This is a genomic window from Arthrobacter sp. PsM3, assembly GCF_030433895.1.
Taxonomy (GTDB): domain Bacteria; phylum Actinomycetota; class Actinomycetes; order Actinomycetales; family Micrococcaceae; genus Arthrobacter.
Genome location: NZ_JARUXE010000008.1, coordinates 79,577 through 100,445 on the forward strand (window position 1 = coordinate 79,577; position 20,869 = coordinate 100,445).

Below are 20,869 nucleotides of genomic sequence, written 5' to 3' on the forward strand. Positions count from 1 at the left end.
GGCTGCCCGGCCGGTGCGCTGTCACCTGTCCGGCACCCGATGCGCCATCACTTAACGTCCTTATGAGGCAGTGCAGGCAACCAGGACTGATAGCGCAACCGCGGGTCAGCCGTCGGGTGCAGCCGCGGGTCAGCTCCCGGCGTCGTCGGAAATGTGCAGGGTGGAACCGTTGCGTCCCTTGACCACCTGCAGCTGGGTGCCGATGCGCTGTTTCATTTCCGCTACATGGCTCACGAGCCCGACCACGCGGCCGCCGTCCCGGAGTCCCTCGAGGGCGTCCATGACCTGTTCCAGGGCCTGTTCGTCGAGGCTGCCGAAGCCCTCGTCCACGAACAGCGTTTCGATGTCGACCCCGCCGGATTCCTGCTGCACCACGTCCGCGAGGCCGAGAGCCAGGGCGAGCGAGGCCATGAAGGACTCGCCTCCGGACAGCGTTGCGGTGTCGCGCCGCTGGCCGGTCCACTGGTCCACCACTTCCAGGCCGAGGCCGGATTTCGCCCCGCGAGCTGCTTTGGCGTCTGTGTGCTGAAGGGTGTAGCGGCCGTCGCTCATGCCGACCAGCCGTTCCGAGGCCGCCAGGGCCACCTGCTCGAGCCTCGCGGCCAGAACGTAGCTGTTCAGGCTCATGCGGTAGTTGTTGTCTCCGGCGCCGCGGGCCGCGTCGGCGACCGCGGTCAGCAGTTGCGCCCGTTCGCGTGGTTCCCGGCCGGTGGCGGCGAGTTGGGCATAGCTGGCGGCGATCGTGCCGAGGGTCCGCACTGACTTCTCCGCGAGGCCGGCCGCGAGTTCCGCGTCCCGGGCCGCGCGTTCAGCTGCGGCCGCGTCCGCGCGGAGCTGTTCCACGGACTCCTCGCCGAGGGGGCCCTCCGTTTCCAGCTCGTGCGCCGCCAGCACGAGTTCCTCGCCGGCAAAGAGCTCTCCGATCCGGGCCGCTTCGTCCTGTCCGGCCCGGACGGCGGCATCCAGTGCCGCCGCGTCCGCGGCCGGGAGCAGCACGGCCCGGGCGGCGTCCGCGGACTCGAAGCCGGTGCCCGGAAGTGCCAGCTCGAGTTGCTGCCGGGCTTCACCGGACCGGGTGCCTGCCTGTTCCAGCCGGGTCCGCGCCGCATCTGCGCGTTCCAGCACGGCGATTGTGCCGTCCAGCGCTGTGATCCGGTCGGCCAGGGCCGGGTGGCCGGCCCGGAGTTTGTCGAGGGCCAGTTCGAGGGTAGCGGCCTGCCCCCTGACCTCCGTGAGGGTGGATTCGGTCTGGGCGATGCTGGATGCCCCGGCCGACCGGGCCAGCTCGGCGGCGGCGATCTTCTCTTCCAGTTCGGTATGCCGCGCCCGGCTGACGGTGAGGTCCGCCGCTGCCTGGCGGGCTTCGGCGGCGCGTTCCCTGGCCAAGGTGGCGTCCTGGCTGGCGTCCTCGGGCGCGGTGTTTCCGCCCTGGGCCGCCAGGACGGCGAGGTCCTGCTGGGCATCGGAGAGTTCGCGTTCGAGCGCCGCGAGGGCGGTCTCCGCCATCTCGCAGGCGTGCTGCGCGGCTTGTTCGGCCTCCGCTACGGTCAGCGCGGACGCAGCGGCCGGCGCTGGGACCGGGTGCTCGGGGCTGCCGCAAACCGGGCACGCGACGCCGGCCTGCAACTGGGAAGCGAGTTCGGCCGCGGCGTTGGCCAGCCGTTCCTCGCGCAGATCGAGCCAGCGCTGCCGCCGGTCCTGGTACTCCCCGCGGGCCCGGCCATGGCGTTCGGCCACGGCTCCGCAGGCCGTCCCGGCCGCGGCGTAGCGCCGGACCAGGACAAGAAGTTCCTCCGCGGCGGCTGCTTCCTTCGTCCGCAGCTGCACTTCGGCGGCGAGTTCTTCCAGCGGGCGCAGCCCGGCGAGGAGGGCAACTGATTCATTGCGCAGGGCAAGCAGGGCTGCTGCCCCGGAAGCCTGTCCGTCTTCCAGCTGCGCCAGGACCTGGCGCAGCTGCGCGGTCCGGCTCCGGAGACCGGCGAGCCTGGCTTCATCGGGCAGCCGAGCCTCCAGCACCGCGCGCAGGGAGCGCAGCCCCCCAAGCGCGGACCGCACGGCGCCGCCGCCGAAAGTGCAGCCGTCGAGGGTGGAGGCGCCTGCCGTCCCGGTCCGGAGCGTGCCGAGTTCGGGGTCGGTGCGGGCCGCGGCGCGCAGGTCTTCCGCGGCGGCGGCCATGGCGGCTGCGGCCAGTTCCTCCGCCGTCCCGGCGCTGTCCACCGCCTGCAGTTGCCCGCCAAGGACTTCGGCCCGGCGGTGCAGGCCCAGCTGCCGGCTCTTGGCGGCGATTTCGGGAGCGGCCGCCCCCGCCGCGGAGCGCCGGCGTTCGGCCGCGGCCAGCCTTGCCTGGCGCGCAGCACGCGCCGTAGCGGCGTCCTTGGCCGACAGGCGGTGGGCGCGCAGCCCCTCGGCCTGCAGCGCGGCCGCGCGGGTCTGTTCCGCGGCGGTGGCGGCACTGGCTCCGAGCCAGGCCAGGAAGGAGTCCGGGTCGGTCCGGTCCGGCGCCTCCGCCGTGTCGAGATCCAAAGCGGCTGTTTCGGACTCGGCCTGGGCGAGCAGGAGCTCGAGCCGGCCGTTGAGGCTGGCGACCTCGGCCCGGGCGGCCTGCGCCTTCCGGCCGAGCTCCTGTTCCACGGCTTCGAAACGCTGGGTGCCGAAGAGGCTCTGCAGCAGCTCGAGGCGGTCGGTGGCCTTGGACCGCAGGAACGCAGCGAAGTCGCCCTGCGGCAGCATCACAACCCGGGTGAACTGGTCCCGGTTCATGCCGAGGACCTCGGCGATCTCGGCGCCGGCCTCGTCGTTGCGGCCGGACTTCTCGGTCCATTCGCCGTCGACACGTTCGCGCAGGACGGTATTGGCCTGCTGGAGGGTGAAGCCCTTCTTGCCCCGGGCACTGGGTTTGTCCCAGGCGGGAGAGCGGGAGACTTCGAAGTGCCGGCCCCGGGCGGAGAACTCGCAGGTGACCCGGGGTTCCGCAGCGCTCCCGGCGTGGTCGCTGCGCAGCCGCTTTCCGTCCTGCCGTGCCCCCGGGACGGAACCGTAGAGCGCGAAGCAGATGGCGTCCAGGACGCTGGTCTTGCCGGCTCCGGTGGGGCCGTTCAGCAGGAACAGCCCGTGTGCGCTCAGGCGGTCGAAATCGATGTGTTCGGTGGCCGCGAAGGGTCCGAAGGCGGAGATCTCGAGACGGTGGATCCTCACAGGGACATTCCTTCCAGGCGCACGGATTCCAGGGCTTCGGCCAGGGCCGCTGCCTCGCGGTCGTCGGCTTCCCGGCCACGGACGTGTTCCAGGAACCCGCAGCAGATGGAGAGGTCGTCCGCCGCCCCGGCGAGTTTGCTGCTGTAGCTGGTCTTGGCGGTGCTGCCGGCACCTTCCGGATCGAAAGCGAGCACGAGCGTGTCAGGGAACCGTGAGCGCAGCCGCTCCATGGCCTGGGCCGGGCGCTGCGCGTCGGTCAGGGTGATCTGGCAGTAGGCGGCTTCCGCCCCCGCGAAATCGTCGGCGGAGAGCAGATCCTCCAGTTTGCCGCGCAACACGGCCAGCGCCCGGGGCGCCTCCCACAGCACCTCGCGGACCTCGCCGATGCCGCCCGCCTCCACGTCCAGGAGCCAGCTGCCTTTCCTATGCTGCGCTTCGGAGAAGGAGTAGGCGAGCGGCGAACCGGAATAGCGGACCGAGGGCGAGAGTTCCTGCCGGCCGTGCAGGTGGCCGAGCGCTGTGTAGCCGAAGCCGTCGAAGAGGTCCAGCGGGACAGCGCCGACGCCGCCGATGCTGAGGTCCCGCTCGCTGTCGGAGCTGATCCCGCCGCTGGCGAAGGTATGGGCCAGCACCACGGAATGGACCGTCCGGGTCCCGGAGCGGGCTGCAAGATCGGCGCGGATCCGTGCGGTGGCCGCCCGGGTCACCTCGAAATGGCTGGCCGTGTCGACGCCGAGCTGTTCGGCCACGAGCCGCGGCTCCAGCCAGGGAATGCCGTAGATGGCCAGCACGGGTCCCGTCCCGCCGTCGGCGTCCGTCCCGCCGTCGAGCGGGAACAGTACGGGCTGGTCCAGCTCGGCGAGCCGGGTGCGCAGGTGCACTCCCCCGCGCTCCAGCAGGCGGGACGCGAAGCCGAGCCGGATGGCCGAGTCGTGGTTGCCGCTGGTCAGCACCACCTTGGCGCCGGCCCCGGTCAGGCCGACGAGGGCGTGGTCGAGGAGCCGGACGACGTCGACCCCCGGCAGGGCGCGGTCGTAGACGTCGCCGGCAATCAGGACGACGTCGACCGCCTCGTCCCGGACGAAGGTGACGAGCTGGTCGATGAACGCGCGCTGGGCGTCAAGCATCCCGACGCCGTGGAACGACCGGCCCAAATGCCAGTCCGAGGTGTGCAATAACCGCATGCTCCTACGGTATCGGCTGGCACCGACAGGATTGCGCCACCGCTCCGGAACAGCAACGCGGGGTCACTTACGGCCCATGCCGGGGCGCGGGATGGGCCGTAGGTGACCCCGCGTTAGTAGGTCCGGGGTGCGGGGAGGGATCCGGGTGCGGACTATTCCCCATGCCCGGGGCGTGTTCCGCGCCCTGCGCCTGCTCCGGGCCCAGCGTCGAAGAAGTCGCGGGCTTCGTCGCTGCCGGTGTCCGCCGGGGCGGAGACGCGTGCGTCCCCGCCGTCCGGTCCGGCGTCCGGTCCGTCGTCGTCCCCGGTCTCCGGCGCCGTGTCCGGCACGGGCACGGTCACGGCGGCCGGCGCCGTCCGCGCGAAACCGCGGTAGACCAGTCCCGCGAGGGCCGCGCCCACGAGCGGGGCAACCCAGAAGAGCCACAGCTGCCCGAGCACGTCGGGGCTGCTGAAGAGCGCCGACGCCGTGGCGCGCGCCGGATTGAAGGGCGTGTTGCCGGGCGCCTGGCCGAACTGCAGCAGCACCGCCGTGGTGAGGCCGACGGCGAAGGGCGCCGCCAGCCGGGACGGGTTGCGGGCGGACGTGGTGCCCAGGTAGACGGCGACCAACAGGGCGGCGCCAAGCACCTCAATGAGCAGCACACCGGCCATCGGGGCCTGGATGACGGAATGCTCGCCGAAACCTGCGGCCACCGTGTCGAAGGCGGTCCGGGTGTCGGTGATGTTGGGCACGGTGCGCAGGAGACCGAAGAGCGTCACCGCGGCGAGCAGTGCGCCCACCAGCTGCGCGCCGACGTAGGCCGCCGCATCAGCAAGCCGGATGCGGCCCGCAATGGCGTTTCCAGCCGTTACCGCGGGGTTGAAGTGGCCGCCGGAGAGGTACCCGAACGCCAGCATGGCCGCGGTGAGCGCCAGCCCCGCGGCGAGGGAAGCGGGGAGCGGGCTCGACTGCGGAATGGTGAACAGCGGGACGCCCAGGCCGGCGATCACCACGAAGAACGTCCCGAGTGCCTCGGCGGACAACCGGCCCAGCAGGCCGGGACGCGTCGGATCGTCGGAGGTGGAGGCCGGCTCAAGGACGGCCGGCTCGGGGGCTGGCGCACGCGTGTTCATGTTCGGTATTCCTTTGCTGGGGGTCAGCGTGCAGTCTGCCAGCGGAGTCTGGACGTTGGCTGGACCCGGGCTCAGGGTCCCAGCGCGATCGCGGCCACGGCGCTGGTCCCCAGCACGATGACCCCGGCGGCGGCCCAGCGCATGAGGGAGGCCGGGGCTGCGTAGGAGGAATCGCGGAGCTGGTGCACCCGGGCCAGGACGCAGAGGCACAGCACCCCGGTCGCGACCATCGCCGCCAGTGCGCAGACTCCCAGGTAGTCGGTGGTCCCGGCTCCTGCCCATCCGGCTGAGCCGCGCACGGGTGCGGACTGCGATCCTGCGACCGCCCAGCTGCGCCAAATCAGCAGGTCGGCCGCGAAAAGAGCCAGCAGGGTCCGGCCCCAGGACAGCGATGTCCGTTCCGGCTGCAGCCCGGGGTCCCGGACGGCGGCGGCGCTCACCGCGCGACCAGGAGCAGCACGGCCAGGACAAACGCCGCGGCCGTCACCCCGATGGTCATCACCAGCATCACCCCGGAAAACGGCAGCTCGCGGTTGTTGCGCATGGCCGCCTCCATCTGACCCCAGCGGCGGTAGGCCAGGCCGGCCAGGACGGCACCGATGACCGCCAGTGCGACGCACATGGCGATCCGCAGCGGGGCGGGAGCGATGTCCGGGAACAGCTGGTCGATGCCAAGGGCCCCCACGATCAGGGCGAGGGAAGTCCGGATCCAGGCCAGGAACGTCGTTTCGTTGGCGAGCGAGAACCGGTAGTCGGGCGTGGATCCGGTCTTCCGCCATGCTGGTTCGCGCATTGGTCGCCTGCTGTCCCGGTCTTGACTTGTGCACCGGCGCCGACATGGGGCCGGGGTAAAATTCTAACTAATGAGCAACGAGCCCGCCATCACCCCAGCACCGGCACCAGCCCCCTCGCACGAATCCCGGATCCACGGATGCCTGCTGGGCGGCGCGCTCGGTGATTCGCTGGGATACGCGGTCGAATTCGACGAGATCTCCACCATCCGCGTGAAGTTCGGCCCGGAAGGGCTGCAGGATTTTTCAGCGCTCGACGGCGGCAGCCACTTCTCCGACGACACGCAGCTCACGCTGTACACCGTGGACGGGCTGCTGGAGGCGCTGGAGTGGGCCAACTCGGGCGTGGGCGCGGACACCAACGCGTGCCTGTGGCTCGCCTACCTGCGCTGGCTCGGCACCCAGGGCGTGCCGGTTCCGGAGGCGGCGCCGTTCCAGCCGCCCCGCTGGATCGATTCCCATGAGGTCCTCAGGCACCGCCGCGCGCCGGGGAACGCCTGCCTGAGCGGACTGGCCACCGGGGAGATGGGAACCTTCTACCGTCCGGTCAACCCGGACTCCAAGGGTTGCGGCACGGTGATGCGCTCAGCGCCGTTCGGCCTGGTCCCCTACATCGAGGCCGGCGCCGTCTATAAGATCAGCGCGGACGCGGCCTCGCTGACCCACGGGCACCCCGCGGCCCGGCAGAGCGCCGGGGTGTTCAGCCTCGTCATCCATGCCCTGACCGCCGGACGCGGCCTGCGCGAAGCAGCACAGTTCGCGCTCGGGGAACTGGACGCAGGCCACCTGCGCAAGGGCGAAGTTCCCGACCCGGACCTCGTGGCGCGGCTTGAGGCGGCGTTGCGCCTCGGCGGCGCGGGAGAACGGCTGGGCCCCGAGGAACTGGTCCGGGAACTCGGCGAAGGCTGGGTGGCCGAGGAGGCTCTCGCCGTCGCACTGTATGCGGTCCTCGCCACGGCGCCGGATCCGGCCGCCGGTCATCGGGCGGCGGCCGCCGGTCATCCCGAGGCCCACTTCCGCGCGGCGATCGCGCTCGCGGTGAACCACAGCGGCGACAGCGATTCCACGGCGTCCATTGCCGGCAACATCCTGGGCACGTTCTACGGTGAGGACTGCCTTCCGGCGCAGTGGCTCGCCGCGCTCGAGGCCCCGGAGGTCATCCGGGGCATGGCGTCGCGGCTGGCGGCCGTCACCGGCGCCTGACCCTGCCCCTGAAGACCCTGCCTCTGCACGCGGCGGCTATCCCGGTGCCGTGGGGGCCGGCTCAGGCGCGGCGGAGTGAAATATTGTTGCAGGCCTCGCACACGTCCTCGGGGATCAGGCCGCGGCGCTGCAGGAAGCCGAAGACGGCGCAGCCAAGGCAGAAGCCGGCGAACGCCTCAAGGGAAGCAGCCACAACCAGGACGGCAAGCAGGATCCAGGCGGCCGGCGCCAGCCCCGCGGCCAGCAGCACGGCGGCCGTCGTCGACAGTGCAGCTCCGATGCCCTGCGCGAAGCGCTTCGGCGGCCCCGGCACCAGCCGGGTCTTCCCCAGCCTCGGCGTCAGCACCTTGACGGACAGCTGGGCCAGCGGCGAGATCCGCGGGCCGAACAGCACACGCAGCCAGAACCCCGCGGCAATGACTGCCAGGCCCCAGCCGAAACCGGTCAGCAGCGTCGCCACGGACAACAGCACCACCAGGGCCGCCGTGACGCGGGCCGCATACTCGTTGACCGGGTTCGGGAACGCGAAGACCGCGCGCCAGCCGCGTCCGTCCTGCGGGGCAGTTGCGGGTGCCGGAGCCGCGGAGGGGGCCGTGCTCAGTTTGCTCATTGTTCAAGGCTAGGAGCAGGGCCGCCCCGGGGGAAATGTTTGTTGCGCCGCATGACCGCGGAACCCCTGCACCGGCCGGGTTCAGGCAATCGCGGCGGAGGCGATGTGGCCGCCCACCATCTGCAGGAATTCGCCCTCGGAAAGGACCTCGATCCGCTGCCCCCGGTCGTGCAGCTCCAGCACGCGCCGGGCCTTGCCGGTGAGCCGGCCGGAGCGCAGGTCGGCGGCCACGAACCCGTCGCCCACCACCAGGACGGTCGTGCGGGCCGTAACCCGGCTCTCCGGCCGGGCGCCGAACTCGGCGGAACGGATCTTCGCCTCGGGCCGGGGCATCACGAGCTCGCCGGTAAACACAACGGTCTGGCCGAACAGCGGATGGCCGGGCTCGGCCAAGGCGTTCGGCAGCGGGTTGGCCCCCTCCTCCGGCCAGCCGGGCTGGTAGGCGCGGACCGGCGTCACGGCGGCTCCTCCCCCGGCGAGTGCGTCCAGGGCTGACTGGCTGGCCTTGGAGAGCGGATCGCGCAACGGGTCAAAGGCCTGCTGGCGGGACACCGCCAGGCCCAGCGACAGGTACAGCTCAGCGATGCTGCCGGCGCCGTTGCGCGCGGCGATGTCAATCAGGATCCCGGCGCAGGCCCGCGCATCCTCGGCGGCGTCGTGATGGTTGACCAGCGGGACACCGGCTTCCTCGGCCGCGTAGGGCAGGGAATTGGACACGAGCGAGTAGCAGCGGCGGGCGAGCATCACCGTGCAGACGTAGTCGTAGGCCGGGCCGGGCAGGCCGGAGACCTCGAGTCCGGAACGGATCACACCGAGGTCGAAGGCGGCATTGTGGGCGGCCAGCACGTCGCCGCCGATGAAGGCGCCGATCTCCGGGAAGAGTTCACCGAAGCGGGGCAGCCCGGCCACCTGCTCGGGCCGGATTCCGTGGATCCGGACGTTGTGGTGGTCGAAGCGGTCGTGGTTTTCCGGCGGCCGCATCAGCCAGGAGGCTTCCTCGACCACAACGCCGCCGCGGACCTTGCTCAGCCCAACAGCGCACGGTGAACCGCGGAAGCCGTTCGCGGTCTCAAAGTCGATCGCCGTAAAGTCCAAACCCACGCTCCAACTTTAGCGCCGGATTCCGGCCCGGCCCGCACAGGCCGCGCCCGCGCCGCGGATTGCACCTTGGTGGCGCCACCGGCCGGGAGCGCCCGACGGCGGCCGTCAAGTACCCTTGACAGGTGAACCTTTTAGCTCTGAGTGACTTCGCCGTGTCCACGATCGGCGGCGCGGGCCCGGTACAGCCGCAGCTGGCCTCATTCCTGCCCGACTGGCTGAACCCCCAGGTCTTCCTGGCCAACCCCGCCCTCGCGCCCTGGGTTGTGCTGCTGGTCTGCGGCATTATCTTCGCCGAGACCGGCCTGCTGATCGGCTTCTTCCTGCCGGGCGACTCGATGCTGTTCACGGCCGGGCTCCTGGTGGCCACCGGAACCATCAAGGTGAACATCTGGCTGCTGGTCATGCTGGTCATCGTCGCGGCGATCATCGGGAACCAGGTCGGCTACCTGATCGGGTCCAAGGCCGGCCCGGCCATCTTCAACAAGCCCAATTCCAAGCTCTTCAAGCGCGAAAACGTCGAAAGTGCCCACGCGTTCTTCGAGAAGCACGGCGGCAAGGCGCTGATCCTGGCCCGTTTTGTGCCGATCATCCGGACCTTTGTCCCCGTGATCGTGGGCGTCGCCCAGATGAGCAAGCGCAAGTTCTTTGTGTTCAACGTCATCGGCGCCGTGCTGTGGGGCGGCGGGGTGACCCTGCTGGGCTACTTCCTCGGCGACACCTTCCCGTGGGTCCGCGAAAACCTGGACATCATCTTCATCGCGATCGTCCTGGTCTCGGTGATCCCGATCGGCATTGAGGTCATCCGCGGCGTCATCGCCAAGCGCCAGGCGGAAAAGTACGGCACGGGCCTCGTCGAGGAGTTCATCGAGGAGCACGAGCCCGAAGAGGAACGCAAGACGCCGTAGCTCCCGTTCCGGGCAGGCAACCCGGCAGGCGCTCCGGAGAAATGGCGCAGAGGATGGCGCCCCACTGTGTGGGGCGCCATCCTTTTTGTGGGTGCCATCCTCTTTAAGGGTTACGGGACAGGGGCTCCGCCCGTCAGATGCGGTCCGGGGGCACTTCGACACGGACACGACGAGGACACCGCACCGAAAGCGCCGGAATCGTGTCCAAAGGCGCCCCGGACGGCGACACCTACCTTCCGGAGAGTGCCTCCACAATCGCCGGGAGCAGCGCCCGGAACGCGTGCCCGCGGTGGCTGATGGCGTTCTTCTCCTCGGGACTGAGCTCGGCGCAGCTGCGGTCCAGCCCGCTGGGCTGCAGCACCGGGTCGTAACCGAAGCCGCCAGCCCCGCGCGGTTCGCGCAGCAGCGTCCCTTCCAGCTGTCCGTACTCCACAACTTCCCGGCCCTCCCCCGGGCCGGAACCTGCGCCGGAACCGGGAACGGCCAGCGCCGCGGCGCAGACAAACGCGGCGCCGCGGTACTCGTCGGGAACGTCGGCCAGCTGGTCCAGCAGCAGCCGCAGGTTGGCGGCGTCATCCCCGTGGCGTCCGGCCCAGCGGGCCGAGAAGATCCCGGGCGCCCCGCCCAGCACATCGACCGCGAGCCCGGAGTCGTCGGCGATCGCCACGAGCCCGGTCGCCTGCGCCACCGCGCGTGCCTTGAGCAGCGAGTTCTCGGCGAAGGTCACACCGGTTTCGGCGACGTCGGGAGCGCCGACGGCGCCCGCATCCACCACCTGGCTGTCGACATCTAGGCCGGGAACCTGCCCGCGCAGCAGCTCACGGAGTTCCCGGAGCTTGCCCTGGTTGTGCGTGGCGAGAACCAGCACGGGCGCGGCGCCGTGCCGTCCCGTTTTTTGCTGTGATGCGTTCGGCTGCGCCGGGTCCGGCCGGGATGCGCCATGCTGTGACGCGCCGCCTGTCACGGGGCTTCAGCCAGGGTGTCGCGCTGGATGGCGGCGAGCTGCTCCGTGCCCATCAGGGCCAGGTCCAGCAGTTTGTTGAGCTCATCACGGTCGAAGGGGGCGCCTTCGGCGGTGCCCTGGACCTCGACGAACTTTCCGGACCCGGTGACGACGACGTTCATGTCGGTCTCGGCGCGGACGTCCTCGACGTACGGCAGGTCCAGCATCGGGATGCCGTCGATAATGCCGACGGAGACGGCGGCGATGGTGTCGATCAGGGGCTGGGCGTTGCGGGCGATCATCTTGTTCTCGCGGGCAAAACGGATGGCCTCGGCAAGCGCCACGTACGCGCCCGTGATGGCGGCGGTGCGGGTGCCGCCGTCGGCCTGCAGGACATCGCAGTCCAGCACGATGGTGATCTCGCCGAGGGCCTTGGTATCGATGATGGAACGCAGCGAGCGGCCGATGAGCCGGGAGATCTCGTGGGTGCGGCCGCCGATCTTGCCCTTGACGGACTCGCGGTCCGAGCGGGTGTTGGTGGCGCGCGGCAGCATGGCGTACTCGGCCGTGACCCAGCCGCGGCCTTCGCCCCGGAGCCAGCGCGGCACGCCCTCGGTCAGGGAGGCCGTGCACAGCACCCGGGTGTTGCCGAACTCGATCAGGGCCGATCCCTCGGCCTGCTTGGACCAGCCGCGGGTGATGCTGATCGGGCGGAGCTGGTCGGGGGTGCGGCCATCGGCGCGGATAACGGGGGCAGTAAGGGCTTCGGAAGTCATGCCCCTAGCTTATCGACCCGCACCGGACCAGCCCGGCACGTCCGGCACGTCCGGCACGTCCGGCCCGTCCGGCCGCACCGGGACCGAAGGGTTCCGCTCAGATCGTGTAGTGCACGCCCGCGACGGCGACGGCCACGTGCTGGCCGAAGACCCCTTTGGCTTCCGCCATGACGGTGGTCGGGGACGTCCAGACCGGGATGTGGGTCAGCAGCAGCCGCCGGGCCCCGGCGGCAACGGCAGCGTCACCGGCGCGTTTGCCGGTCAGGTGCACGTCCTTGATGCCGTCGTCGCGGCCTTCCTCGAAGGCGGCCTCACAGAGGAACAGATCGGCGTCGCGGGCCGCGTCCTCGAGTCCGCTGCAGGAGTCGGTGTCCCCCGAGTAACTGAGCACCCGGGTGACGGGGTTGCCGTCCTTGTCCGGTTCGGTGACCTCCACGCGGAGCGCGTAGGCCTCCTCCACCGGGTGGTTGACGGCGTACGGGGTGACCGTGAACGGGCCCATGGCCACCGGCTTGCGCTCGGACCAGTTGCTGAAGTCGAATTCCTCGTGCATCCCGGGGTCCAGCTCCAGGCCGTAGGCCGTGGCCATCCGGTCCGCTGTGGCGGCCGGCCCCCAGACCGGGATCCTGCCGCGCCCCCAGCCGCCCGGCTTCCAGCGCACCGCGACGTGGAGACCGCACAGGTCCATGCAGTGGTCCGGGTGCAGGTGGGTGAGGAAAATCGCGTCAATGTCCTCCAGGTCCGTGTAGCGCTGGATGGCGCCGAGTGCCCCGCTGCCGAGGTCCAGGACGATCTTCCAGTTCCGTTCGCCGTCGTTGGCGGTCAGCAAATAACACGACGCCGGCGAGCCCGGCCCCGGAAAGGATCCGGTGCAGCCCACGATGGTCAGCTTCACAGGGCGGGTCCTCCAACGAAGTTGGAGATCCGGGGACGGCCCGCGCCGGCCTGCGCGGCGGCGATCATTTCCGGTGTGATCCTGGCCAGGCTGCCCGTGGGGTACTGGGCCGCGACGTGGTCGACGTGCCGGACGCTGAGCACCTCGGGGCCGAGGAAGCGGCGGGCGAGGTGCTCGAACTGTACGGCGTCGCCGGTGGCGATGAAATTGTGCGTCGGGGCGCTGGCGTCGGTGCGTTCCAGCCCGCGGGAGGCCAGCGCCCGGTAGACGTCCTTGGCCGTCTCCTCAGCGCTGGAGACCAGGGTGACGTCCTCCCCCAGCACGAAAGAGATGACGCCGGTAAGCAGCGGATAGTGCGTGCAGCCCAGCACCACGGTGTCCACGCCGGCGGCTTTGAGCGGGGCCAGGTATTCGCGGGCGACGGCGAGCAGCTCCGGCCCGGTGGTGATGCCGGCCTCGACGTAGGACACGAACGCCGGGCAGGCGACGGACGTGATGTGCAGGTCCGGGGCGGCGGCGAACGTGTCCTCGTAGGCGCGGGAGCCGATGGTGGCGGAGGTGCCGATGACGCCGACGCGGCCGCTGCGGGTGGCTGCGACGGCGCGGCGCACGGCCGGCTGGATCACTTCGATGACGGGGATCCCGTAGCGGGCGGTGTAGCGTTCGCGGGCATCGCGGAGCACGGCGGCGGACGCGGAGTTGCACGCTATGGTCAGCAGCTTCACGCCCGAATCCACGAGTTCGTCCATCACGCCCAGGGCGTTGGCCCGGACCTCGGCGATCGGGAGCGGACCGTAGGGGCCGTTGGCGGTGTCCCCGACGTAGAGGATGGATTCGTTGGGCAGCTGGTCGATGATGGACCGGGCCACGGTGAGTCCGCCGACGCCGGAATCAAACACACCGATGGGACGCGACCCCATCCGGCTGGCGGTCTGGCTGCTGGCGGTACTGCTCGCTGGAGAGTCCGCAACAGCTGCCGCTGCCGGATCCTTGCTCGATGCTGAAGTCATGATTATTCGAGGATAGGGCTTAGCCACGGGCGCGGCCATCACATTGTGTCGTCCGACTCATGTCTAATTTGTCACACGCGGCGGCAGCCCCGGCCGCCGCACGGCACCCGGTGCCGCCGTTCAGCCGCGAGTGTCCAGCGACTGCAGCATCGCCTGCACCAGGGATTCCTGCAGCCAGGTGGTGAAGTTGTAGACCAGCGCGAGGTAGCTTTCGACGTCCTCGGCCTGGGACCAGTCCTGCATCAGGTGCACGTGGCCGGCATCCTCGTCGTCGCGGATGTCCAGGCGTTCGGCCAGCACCAGCCGGACGTCGTTGAGCGCCATGGACCAGTGCCGCGCGTCGGCGGGGCTCAGCACCAGTTCATCCTTGTCCAGCCCGAGGGACGCGGCTTTCAACGCGCCGATCTTGCTCTCGCGCAGCGACCGCTCGGTATACCGGCGGAACTCCAGCGAGGCGGCGGCGTCGTTCTTCGAGACGTTCGGGAGCAGCCGGCGCAGGGCACGGTCCGAGGGTTCGCGCGCCTCGCTATCGAGTCCCACGAGCGCGGCGAGCGGATCCTGGTTGGCGCGTTCCTCCGGCTCCAGCATGGACACGACGTCGTCGAAGAGGCTGCGGAGCAGTTCCCGCTCGGCCGGTTCCAGATAGCCGGTGATGCCCTTGATTCCGGACTTGAATGCCTTAGCCACGTTTTCCTTTGCCTTTGCCTGAACCTGAGCCGTCGCCGCCGCCGGTGGCCTTTTCCACCGTGGCCCAGAGACCGTAGCCATGCATCGCGACCGCGTGCTGCTCCACCTGCTCCTTGCTGCCGTGCGCCACGATGGAGCGTCCCTTCTTGTGGACCTCCAGCATGAGCTTGTTCGCTTTGGCCTCCGAATAACCGAAGTAGCTGCGGAACACGTAGGCCACGTAGCTCATGAGGTTCACCGGATCATTCCAGATCACGAGGTTCCAAGGGATATCCGGGGCGGTCAGGACATCGGTCGACGTCACTGTTCCGGTCTGGGTGCTCTCCTGGGTGTCAGGGCCGAGCGCAACGCTGAGGGTCATCTGTCCATTCTATGGGGATGCGCACTAGAGTGAATTTGTGAGTACCTCAGCTGGCTGGGAGCGTCCCCGCACGTCCCTGTACACCGACCATTACGAGCTGACCATGCTGCAGGCCGCGCTGCATTCCGGCGCCGCCCACCGCAAGTCAGTGTTCGAGGCCTTTACCCGGCGCCTGCCGGACGGGCGCCGCTACGGCATTGTGGGCGGCACCGGCCGGCTGCTCGAGGGCATCGCGGACTTCCGCTTCGGCGACACCGAAATCGACTTCCTGCGCCGGACCAAGGTGGTCAACGAGGAGACCTTGGACTATCTGGCCGGGTTTTCCTTCTCCGGCGACATCTGGGGCTACGCGGAGGGCGAAGCGTACTTCCCCAACTCCCCCATCCTCATCGTCGAATCCACCTTCGCCGAGGCCTGCATCCTCGAGACGTACATCCTCTCGATCCTCAACCATGACAGCGCCATCGCCTCCGCGGCCTCGCGCATGATCACCGCGGCCGGCAGCCGGCCCTGCGTGGAGATGGGATCGCGCCGCACCCAGGAGGAATCCGCCGTCTCGGCCGCCCGGGCAGCGATCATCGCCGGCTTCGACAGCACCTCAAACCTTGAGGCGGGGCTGCGCTACGGGCTGAAGACGGTCGGCACGGCCGCGCATTCCTTCACCCTCCTGCACGACACGGAACGCGAGGCGTTCGAGGCGCAGATCGCCTCGATGGGCGCCGGAACCGCGCTGCTGGTGGACACCTACGACGTCGAGGCGGCGGTGCGCACCGCCGTCGAACTGGGCGGCGACAAACTCGGTGCGGTTCGTCTGGACTCCGGCGACCTCGTGGCCCAGGCGCAGTGGGTCCGCCGGCTCCTCGACGAGCTGGGCAACGAGCGGACCCGCATCATCGTCACCTCCGACCTGGACGAGTTCGCCATCGCCGCCCTGCAGTCCGCACCGGTGGACTCCTACGGCGTTGGGACTTCACTCGTGACCGGCTCCGGCGCGCCGACGGCCAGCATGGTCTACAAGCTGGTCAGCCGCACGGACGACGACGGCGATTTCGTTTCCGTCGCCAAGGCCGCCAAGAACAAGACCAGCAAGGGCGGACGCAAGTACGCGCTGCGCAAGCTCAACGAGCGCGGCACGGCCACCCAGGAGATCGTCGGAATCGGCCGCCGCCCCGAGGACGACGGCAACGACCGGCCGCTGCTTCACCAGTTCGTCAAGAACGGCGAACTGGTGCCCGGCTGGACCGGCGCGGAGGGCGTGCTGCGTGCCCGCAAGCGCCACGCGGACACCATGAAAGAGCTTCCCGCTGTCGTGAACCGGCTGCAGCGCGGCGAAGCAGCCATCCCCACCATCTACGAGGAGAACTGATGTCCCGCGCCCTGATCATCGTCGACGTCCAGAACGATTTCTGCGAAGGGGGCTCCCTGGCCGTCGCAGGCGGGGCTGAGCTGGCCGGCGCCATCAGCGAATACGTCGACGCCCACCACGGACAGTTTGACCACATCGTCGCGACCCAGGACTGGCATGTCGATCCGGGCGCGCACTTCTCGGAGGACCCGGACTTCATCGACAGCTGGCCGAAGCATTGCGTGGCCGGAACCCGAGGTGCCGAGCTCCACCCGGACCTCGACACGGAATACATCCAGGCCTACTTCCGAAAGGGCCAGTTCACCGCGGCGTACTCGGGCTTTGAAGGACTTCTCGCGCCGGACGACGCCGTGCCCACCGGGGACCGGAAGCCCGGCGCCATGCCCGTATCCGGCGGCGGCTTCGAGGCAGGGACCCCCGCCGGCGCTGACTTCGGCGCGGGTGAGGATGCGATCGGGCTCGACGACTGGCTGCAGAGCCACGATGTCGAGGACGTGGTGGTCGTCGGGATCGCCACCGACCATTGCGTCAAGGCGACCGCCCTGGACGGGGTGCAGGCCGGGTACTCCGTGACCGTGCTGCGCGATCTGACTGTGGGGGTTGCCGAGGATCTTGACGACGCAGTCGCCGAGATGGAACTCGGCGGGGTCGACATCGCCTGAGCAGCTGCGGCTTCCCGGCAGCTTCCTGGGCTGCGGCTTCCCGGAGGCGTCTGTCCCGGAGGCGTCTGTCCCGGCTGCCTCTTCCCCGGGTGCGCCGGGACGGCCTGCGCGATTGCGGCGACATCCGGCCGCACCGCTGACCGGAAAACGGTGCCCCCGCAGTAGACTCGAAATCCTGGCCATTATCGTCTGACCCGTACGAACCCCGGAGTACATCATGAAAAAGACCCTGACCGTCCTGATCGCTGCCGGGGCCCTGCTCGGCGCCGCCGGCTGCGCGGCCCCGCAAGACACCACCGCGGAGACCTGCGCCCGGGTCCAGACTGTCGGCGCGGGACCCACGTCGAACGCGGACAAAGCCGGCATGATCCGCCTCGCCAACCGGCTCAGGCCCGTTGAGGCCACCGCGTCCGCGGAACTGAAGACCCCGCTGCAGTCCATCATCGAATTCCTGGACGAGTCGGCGAAGGAAACGCCGGACACCGGCAAGCTGCAGGAGATGCAGGGCAAGTACACCTCTGCGGGCCAGGCCCTCACCCAGGCCTGCGGCGGCGGCCAGTAACAGCGGTCCGCGGCTGCGAAAGCCGCAAACCTGCTACTGCAGAACTTACAAAAGAGGGACCGGGTGATCCCGGTCCCTTTTTTGTGCCGTTGGCATTTGGCCCGGTGGATTTTGTGCCCTGGCTCCTATGCCGGCGGCGGCTACTTCCGGCCGATGAACCAGTCCTGGAGCTTCCGCAGCCGGGTCTGCAGCTGCTCCTCGTTGGCCTGGGCCACGGCCGGACCACCGCAGACCGTCCTGAGCTTGGTGTGGATGACGCCGTGTGGCGTGCCAGTCCGCGCGGACCAGGCCGCGACATTCTTGGCCAGTTCGGTGCGCAGGTCCATCAGCATCCGGTGATCCGGCAGTGCCGGTACGGCAGCAGCGGCCGCAGCCGCGCCCTGCGGGGCGCGCGCGTTCTTGCGGTTGAGCTGCTCATGCTGGCGCTGGCGCAGCAGCGTGCCGACCTGTTCGGCGTCGAGCAGGCCGGGAATTCCGAGGAAGTCGAGCTCGTCCTCCGAGCCGACCTCGCCGCCGGTGCCGAACTCGCCGCCGTCGAACAGCACGCGGTCAAAGGAGGCCTGCGAATCCAGGGCCTCGAACTTGCCCTTTGTCAGCGAATCGGAGGCCTTCTCCTCGCGGTTCGCCTCGTCCATGAGCGAGTCTTCCGGGTTGAAGAGGCCGTCGCCGTCCTCCTTCTCGGGGCGGTCCAGGGCATGGTCGCGCTCTGCCTCCATGGAGTTGGCCAGCGCCATCAGCTGCGGCACGGAGGGCAGGAAGACCGACGCCGTCTCGCCGCGTTTCCGGGCGCGCACGAAGCGGCCGACGGCCTGGGCGAAGAACAGCGGGGTGGCGGTGGAGGTTGCGTACACCCCAACGGAGAGCCGTGGAACGTCCACGCCCTCGGAGACCATCCGCACGGCCACCATCCAGCGCTTCTCGCTGGCGGTGAACTCCTCGATCTTGCTGGAGGCCTTGGCATCATCGGAGAGGATCACTGTGGGCGACTCGCCGGTGATCCTCTTCAGCTGGCCGGCGTAGGCGCGCGCGTCCTCGTGGTCGGTCGCAATGACAAGCCCGCCGGCGTCGGGAACTGTCCGGCGCACCTCGCTGAGGCGTTTGTCGGCCCCGGCAAGGACCGCCGGGATCCACGCCCCGGTGGGGTTCAGCGCGGTCCGCCAGGCGTGGGAGGTGACGTTCTTGGTGACCGCCGATTCGCCGAGCGAGGCCGCCATCTCCTCGCCGGCGCTCGTGCGCCAGCGCATCTGGCCGGAGTAGGCCATGAACATCACCGGACGGACCACGTGGTCCCGCAGCGCCTTGCCGTAGCCATAGGTATAGTCCGCCTTCGAACGCCGGATGCCGTCCCGGTCCTCGGCGTATTCCACGAACGGGATCGGCGAGGTGTCGGAACGGAACGGAGTACCCGTCAGCGAGAGCCGGCGTGCCGCGGGCTCGAAGGCTTCGCGGAGTCCGTCGCCCCATGACAGCGCCTCGCCGCCGTGGTGGATTTCATCGAGGATGACGAGGGTGCGGGCCGCCTCGGTCTTGGCCCGGTGCAGCATCGGCTTGCTTGCCACCTGCGCGTAGGTGACCGCGACGCCGATGAAACCGCGGCCGTGCTGGCCGTCGGCGTTCTTGAAGTTCGGATCGATGGCGATCCCCACCTTGGCGGCGGCGTCGGCCCACTGACGCTTCAGGTGGTCGGTGGGCGCCACGATGGTGACGCGGTTGACGACGTTGGCCTCGATCAGCATGGACGCCACCCGCAGCGCGAAGGTGGTCTTGCCGGCGCCCGGCGTGGCGACCGCCAGGAAGTCCCTGGGATGGGTGCTGAAGTAGCTGTCGAGGGCCTCCTGCTGCCAGGCACGGAGCTTCGGTGCGGTGCCCCAGGCGGCCCGCTCGGGATACGCGGGCGGGAGGACGGGTCCGCCAAAGAGTGTCTCTGTCATTTAGGTGCCCTCCATTCCGCGTACTGCTGGCGCTGCCGGAGAAACCCAAATAAGCACAAAAACACCAATCTTTTTCGGATGAACCGTAAGCAACCACCGGCCGGCATGGGCCGGCATCATTCACCGGGGGGAACAGGCCCTCCGGCGCAGGGTGGAACGGAGAGGCGGAACGGAGGTGCGGAACGCAAAGGGGCCGCACGCAGGGGCCCGGAGCCTCGCGGCCCGCGGGGACCAGCTACTTGTCGCCGGAACCGCTGCCGCCGTCTTTGCCCGGGCGCAGGCCCTCATAGACCTCTTTGCATTCGGGGCAGACAGGGAACTTCTTCGGATCGCGGCCCGGCGTCCAGACCTTGCCGCACAGGGCGATGACGGGTTCGCCGGACAGCGCGGATTCCATGATCTTTTCCTTGCGCACGTAGTGCGAGAAGCGTTCCCGGTCACCGGGTTCCACTTCCTGGCGCAGTTCCTCGCGCTCGATTGTGGCCGTCGACGTCCCGGCTCCGGAGAGCTCGCGCATCGGGTCGTTTTCGAGGGGATCGGTCATGCTGTTCATGAGACCCATCTTAGCCGCTGGATCGGACGCAATGGCTACGCGGCCGGGACGGGACCGCTGGGACGGGCTGCTACAGCCCCTGCCACGACGGCTTGTTCTCATAGCTGTGGCGGTAGTAGTCGGCGAGCCGCAGCGAGGACGCCGCGGCCTCGTCAACCAGGATCGTGGCGTGCGGATGCAGCTGCAGGACGGAGGCGGCGCAGATGGCGGCGACGGGCCCTTCCACGAGGTCGCGGACCGCCTGGGCCTTCTGCGCGCCGGCCGCGATGAGAATCACATGCCGGGCCTCCAGGATGGTTCCCAGGCCCTGGGTAAGGACGTGGTGCGGGACGTGGGACAGGCTGCCGAAGAACCGTGCATTGTCCCGGCGTGTCTGCTCGATCAGGGTCTTGACCCGGGTCCGTGAGGCAAGGGATGAACCGGGCTCATTGAACCCGATGTGGCCGTCGGTGCCCACCCCCAGCAGTTGCAGGTCCACTCCCCCCGCCCCGCGGATGGCATCCTCGAAGGTACGGCAGGCTGCCGGGATGTCGGCGGCCTGGCCGTCAGGCCCGTGGACGTTCGCCGGGTCGATGTTGACCCGTTCGGTGAATTCGCGCCTGATCACTTCACGATAGGACTCGGGGTGGCCGGCCGGCAGACCCACGTACTCGTCAAGGGCGAAGGCACGGACCCGGCTGAAATCCAAGCCGTCCCGTTCGTGCCGCAGCGCCAGTTCGTTGTAGACCGGCAACGGCGACGAACCGGTCGCCAGGCCCAGGACGGCGTCGGGCTTGCGCCGGAGCAGTGACTCGATCGCGTCCGCCGCGAGGGCGGCGATCAGCTTGGTGCCGGACAGAATGACGACTTCCATGGCCTGCCTTTGCGCTTGCCTTGCCCCGTTGCGGTTATGCCGTAGTGGCAGGTTATCGCAGTCCCGGCCCCGGCGCGCGCGTCTGCGGTTGACGGCCAGCCCGGCCAGCAGGGCACGGCAGCGCCGCGGCGCCCCAGCACGACCCCCATCTGGGCCAGTCCGGCGT

General features: G+C 69.7%; 21 protein-coding genes. 5 read left to right on the plus strand and 16 right to left on the minus strand.

Annotated elements, in window-relative coordinates; all coding sequences use genetic code 11:
• Positions 1-129 precede the first annotated feature (129 nt).
• From QCD75_RS05850 to QCD75_RS05870, 5 genes are all read right to left on the minus strand, one after another.
• Positions 130-3,195, minus strand: coding sequence for an AAA family ATPase (locus tag QCD75_RS05850; protein ID WP_301226618.1), 3,066 nt, complete (start codon positions 3,193-3,195; stop codon positions 130-132).
• Positions 3,192-4,379, minus strand: coding sequence for an exonuclease SbcCD subunit D (locus QCD75_RS05855; protein WP_301226620.1), 1,188 nt, complete (start codon positions 4,377-4,379; stop codon positions 3,192-3,194). Before QCD75_RS05855 ends, QCD75_RS05850 begins: the two co-directional genes overlap by 4 nt.
• A 152-nt stretch (positions 4,380-4,531) precedes the next feature.
• A complete protein-coding gene (locus QCD75_RS05860) occupies positions 4,532-5,494 on the minus strand; it encodes an MIP/aquaporin family protein (protein ID WP_301226622.1) in 963 nt (320 codons plus the stop codon).
• 71 nt (positions 5,495-5,565) lie between these two features.
• A complete protein-coding gene (locus QCD75_RS05865; protein WP_301226624.1) occupies positions 5,566-5,934 on the minus strand; it encodes a DUF202 domain-containing protein in 369 nt (122 codons plus the stop codon).
• Positions 5,931-6,287 carry a YidH family protein gene (locus tag QCD75_RS05870; protein ID WP_301226626.1) on the minus strand — a complete coding sequence of 119 codons (357 nt, stop codon included), beginning with the start codon at positions 6,285-6,287 and terminating at the stop codon, positions 5,931-5,933. The genes QCD75_RS05865 and QCD75_RS05870 overlap by 4 nt, the downstream gene beginning before the upstream one ends.
• Before the next feature lie 70 nt (positions 6,288-6,357).
• Between QCD75_RS05870 and QCD75_RS05875 the strand changes: the two genes are divergently transcribed.
• Entirely contained in the window at positions 6,358-7,488 is a 1,131-nt protein-coding gene (locus tag QCD75_RS05875; protein WP_301226628.1) for an ADP-ribosylglycohydrolase family protein, read from the plus strand.
• A gap of 61 nt (positions 7,489-7,549) precedes the next feature.
• On the opposite strand, the gene QCD75_RS05880 is transcribed toward QCD75_RS05875, so the two are convergent.
• Both QCD75_RS05880 and QCD75_RS05885 read right to left on the minus strand, forming a co-directional pair.
• Positions 7,550-8,098, minus strand: coding sequence for a DUF4395 domain-containing protein (locus QCD75_RS05880; RefSeq protein ID WP_301226630.1), 549 nt, complete (start codon positions 8,096-8,098; stop codon positions 7,550-7,552).
• Positions 8,099-8,179: 81 nt separating this feature from the next.
• Entirely contained in the window at positions 8,180-9,199 is a 1,020-nt protein-coding gene (locus tag QCD75_RS05885) for an exonuclease domain-containing protein (protein WP_301226632.1), read from the minus strand.
• A 137-nt stretch (positions 9,200-9,336) separates the two neighbouring features.
• Here QCD75_RS05885 and QCD75_RS05890 point away from each other — a divergent pair, with 137 nt between their 5' ends.
• Positions 9,337-10,104 (plus strand): VTT domain-containing protein, encoded by a 768-nt coding sequence (locus QCD75_RS05890; RefSeq protein WP_301226735.1) that lies wholly within the window; start codon positions 9,337-9,339, stop codon positions 10,102-10,104.
• Between the two features lie 229 nt (positions 10,105-10,333).
• Here QCD75_RS05890 and rdgB read toward each other — a convergent pair whose 3' ends face one another.
• The 6 genes from rdgB to clpS all read right to left on the minus strand — a co-directional run bounded on the left by rdgB (position 10,334) and on the right by clpS (position 14,776).
• Entirely contained in the window at positions 10,334-10,972 is a 639-nt protein-coding gene (gene rdgB / locus QCD75_RS05895; protein ID WP_301226634.1) for an RdgB/HAM1 family non-canonical purine NTP pyrophosphatase, read from the minus strand.
• A gap of 92 nt (positions 10,973-11,064) precedes the next feature.
• A complete protein-coding gene (rph, locus tag QCD75_RS05900; protein ID WP_301226636.1) occupies positions 11,065-11,823 on the minus strand; it encodes a ribonuclease PH in 759 nt (252 codons plus the stop codon).
• 97 nt (positions 11,824-11,920) lie between these two features.
• On the minus strand, positions 11,921-12,718 hold the full coding sequence (locus tag QCD75_RS05905; protein ID WP_301226638.1) for an MBL fold metallo-hydrolase: 798 nt from the start codon (positions 12,716-12,718) through the stop codon (positions 11,921-11,923).
• On the minus strand, positions 12,715-13,728 hold the full coding sequence (gene murI / locus QCD75_RS05910) for a glutamate racemase (protein WP_441005441.1): 1,014 nt from the start codon (positions 13,726-13,728) through the stop codon (positions 12,715-12,717). The genes QCD75_RS05905 and murI overlap by 4 nt, the downstream gene beginning before the upstream one ends.
• Positions 13,729-13,848: 120 nt before the next feature.
• Positions 13,849-14,415 carry a DUF2017 domain-containing protein gene (locus tag QCD75_RS05915; protein ID WP_301226642.1) on the minus strand — a complete coding sequence of 189 codons (567 nt, stop codon included), beginning with the start codon at positions 14,413-14,415 and terminating at the stop codon, positions 13,849-13,851.
• A complete protein-coding gene (clpS, locus tag QCD75_RS05920) occupies positions 14,408-14,776 on the minus strand; it encodes an ATP-dependent Clp protease adapter ClpS (protein ID WP_301226644.1) in 369 nt (122 codons plus the stop codon). The genes QCD75_RS05915 and clpS overlap by 8 nt, the downstream gene beginning before the upstream one ends.
• A gap of 37 nt (positions 14,777-14,813) precedes the next feature.
• Between clpS and QCD75_RS05925 the strand changes: the two genes are divergently transcribed.
• The 3 genes from QCD75_RS05925 to QCD75_RS05935 all read left to right on the plus strand — a co-directional run bounded on the left by QCD75_RS05925 (position 14,814) and on the right by QCD75_RS05935 (position 17,366).
• Positions 14,814-16,142, plus strand: coding sequence for a nicotinate phosphoribosyltransferase (locus tag QCD75_RS05925; RefSeq protein WP_301226646.1), 1,329 nt, complete (start codon positions 14,814-14,816; stop codon positions 16,140-16,142).
• Entirely contained in the window at positions 16,142-16,804 is a 663-nt protein-coding gene (locus QCD75_RS05930; RefSeq protein ID WP_301226648.1) for an isochorismatase family protein, read from the plus strand. Before QCD75_RS05925 ends, QCD75_RS05930 begins: the two co-directional genes overlap by 1 nt.
• Before the next feature lie 217 nt (positions 16,805-17,021).
• Positions 17,022-17,366, plus strand: a complete 345-nt coding sequence (locus tag QCD75_RS05935; RefSeq protein ID WP_301226649.1) for a hypothetical protein — start codon at positions 17,022-17,024, stop codon at positions 17,364-17,366.
• Between the two features lie 140 nt (positions 17,367-17,506).
• Here QCD75_RS05935 and QCD75_RS05940 read toward each other — a convergent pair whose 3' ends face one another.
• The 3 genes from QCD75_RS05940 to nagB all read right to left on the minus strand — a co-directional run bounded on the left by QCD75_RS05940 (position 17,507) and on the right by nagB (position 20,703).
• Positions 17,507-19,297: a DEAD/DEAH box helicase gene (locus tag QCD75_RS05940; RefSeq protein WP_301226651.1), complete on the minus strand. Its 1,791-nt coding sequence runs from the start codon at positions 19,295-19,297 to the stop codon at positions 17,507-17,509.
• Positions 19,298-19,532: 235 nt separating this feature from the next.
• Complete coding sequence (locus tag QCD75_RS05945; protein WP_413463701.1) at positions 19,533-19,841, minus strand: DUF3039 domain-containing protein; 309 nt, start codon at positions 19,839-19,841, stop codon at positions 19,533-19,535.
• Positions 19,842-19,920: 79 nt separating this feature from the next.
• Complete coding sequence (gene nagB, locus QCD75_RS05950) at positions 19,921-20,703, minus strand: glucosamine-6-phosphate deaminase (RefSeq protein ID WP_301226654.1); 783 nt, start codon at positions 20,701-20,703, stop codon at positions 19,921-19,923.
• Between the last annotated feature and the right edge of the window lie 166 nt (positions 20,704-20,869).

Bases quoted from the DNA above. Each gene is read 5' to 3' on its own strand.
- QCD75_RS05855 (WP_301226620.1), bottom strand. From the start codon at position 4,379: ATGCGGTTATTGCACACCTCGGACTGGCATTTGGGCCGGTCGTTCCAC.
- QCD75_RS05860 (WP_301226622.1), bottom strand. From the start codon at position 5,494: ATGAACACGCGTGCGCCAGCCCCCGAGCCGGCCGTCCTTGAGCCGGCC.
- QCD75_RS05870 (WP_301226626.1), bottom strand. From the start codon at position 6,287: ATGCGCGAACCAGCATGGCGGAAGACCGGATCCACGCCCGACTACCGG.
- QCD75_RS05875 (WP_301226628.1), top strand. From the start codon at position 6,358: ATGAGCAACGAGCCCGCCATCACCCCAGCACCGGCACCAGCCCCCTCG.
- QCD75_RS05880 (WP_301226630.1), bottom strand. From the start codon at position 8,098: ATGAGCAAACTGAGCACGGCCCCCTCCGCGGCTCCGGCACCCGCAACT.
- rph (WP_301226636.1), bottom strand. From the start codon at position 11,823: ATGACTTCCGAAGCCCTTACTGCCCCCGTTATCCGCGCCGATGGCCGC.
- murI (WP_441005441.1), bottom strand. From the start codon at position 13,728: ATGACTTCAGCATCGAGCAAGGATCCGGCAGCGGCAGCTGTTGCGGAC.
- clpS (WP_301226644.1), bottom strand. From the start codon at position 14,776: ATGACCCTCAGCGTTGCGCTCGGCCCTGACACCCAGGAGAGCACCCAG.
- QCD75_RS05930 (WP_301226648.1), top strand. From the start codon at position 16,142: ATGTCCCGCGCCCTGATCATCGTCGACGTCCAGAACGATTTCTGCGAA.
- QCD75_RS05935 (WP_301226649.1), top strand. From the start codon at position 17,022: ATGAAAAAGACCCTGACCGTCCTGATCGCTGCCGGGGCCCTGCTCGGC.
- QCD75_RS05940 (WP_301226651.1), bottom strand. From the start codon at position 19,297: ATGACAGAGACACTCTTTGGCGGACCCGTCCTCCCGCCCGCGTATCCC.
- QCD75_RS05945 (WP_413463701.1), bottom strand. From the start codon at position 19,841: ATGACCGATCCCCTCGAAAACGACCCGATGCGCGAGCTCTCCGGAGCC.
- nagB (WP_301226654.1), bottom strand. From the start codon at position 20,703: ATGGAAGTCGTCATTCTGTCCGGCACCAAGCTGATCGCCGCCCTCGCG.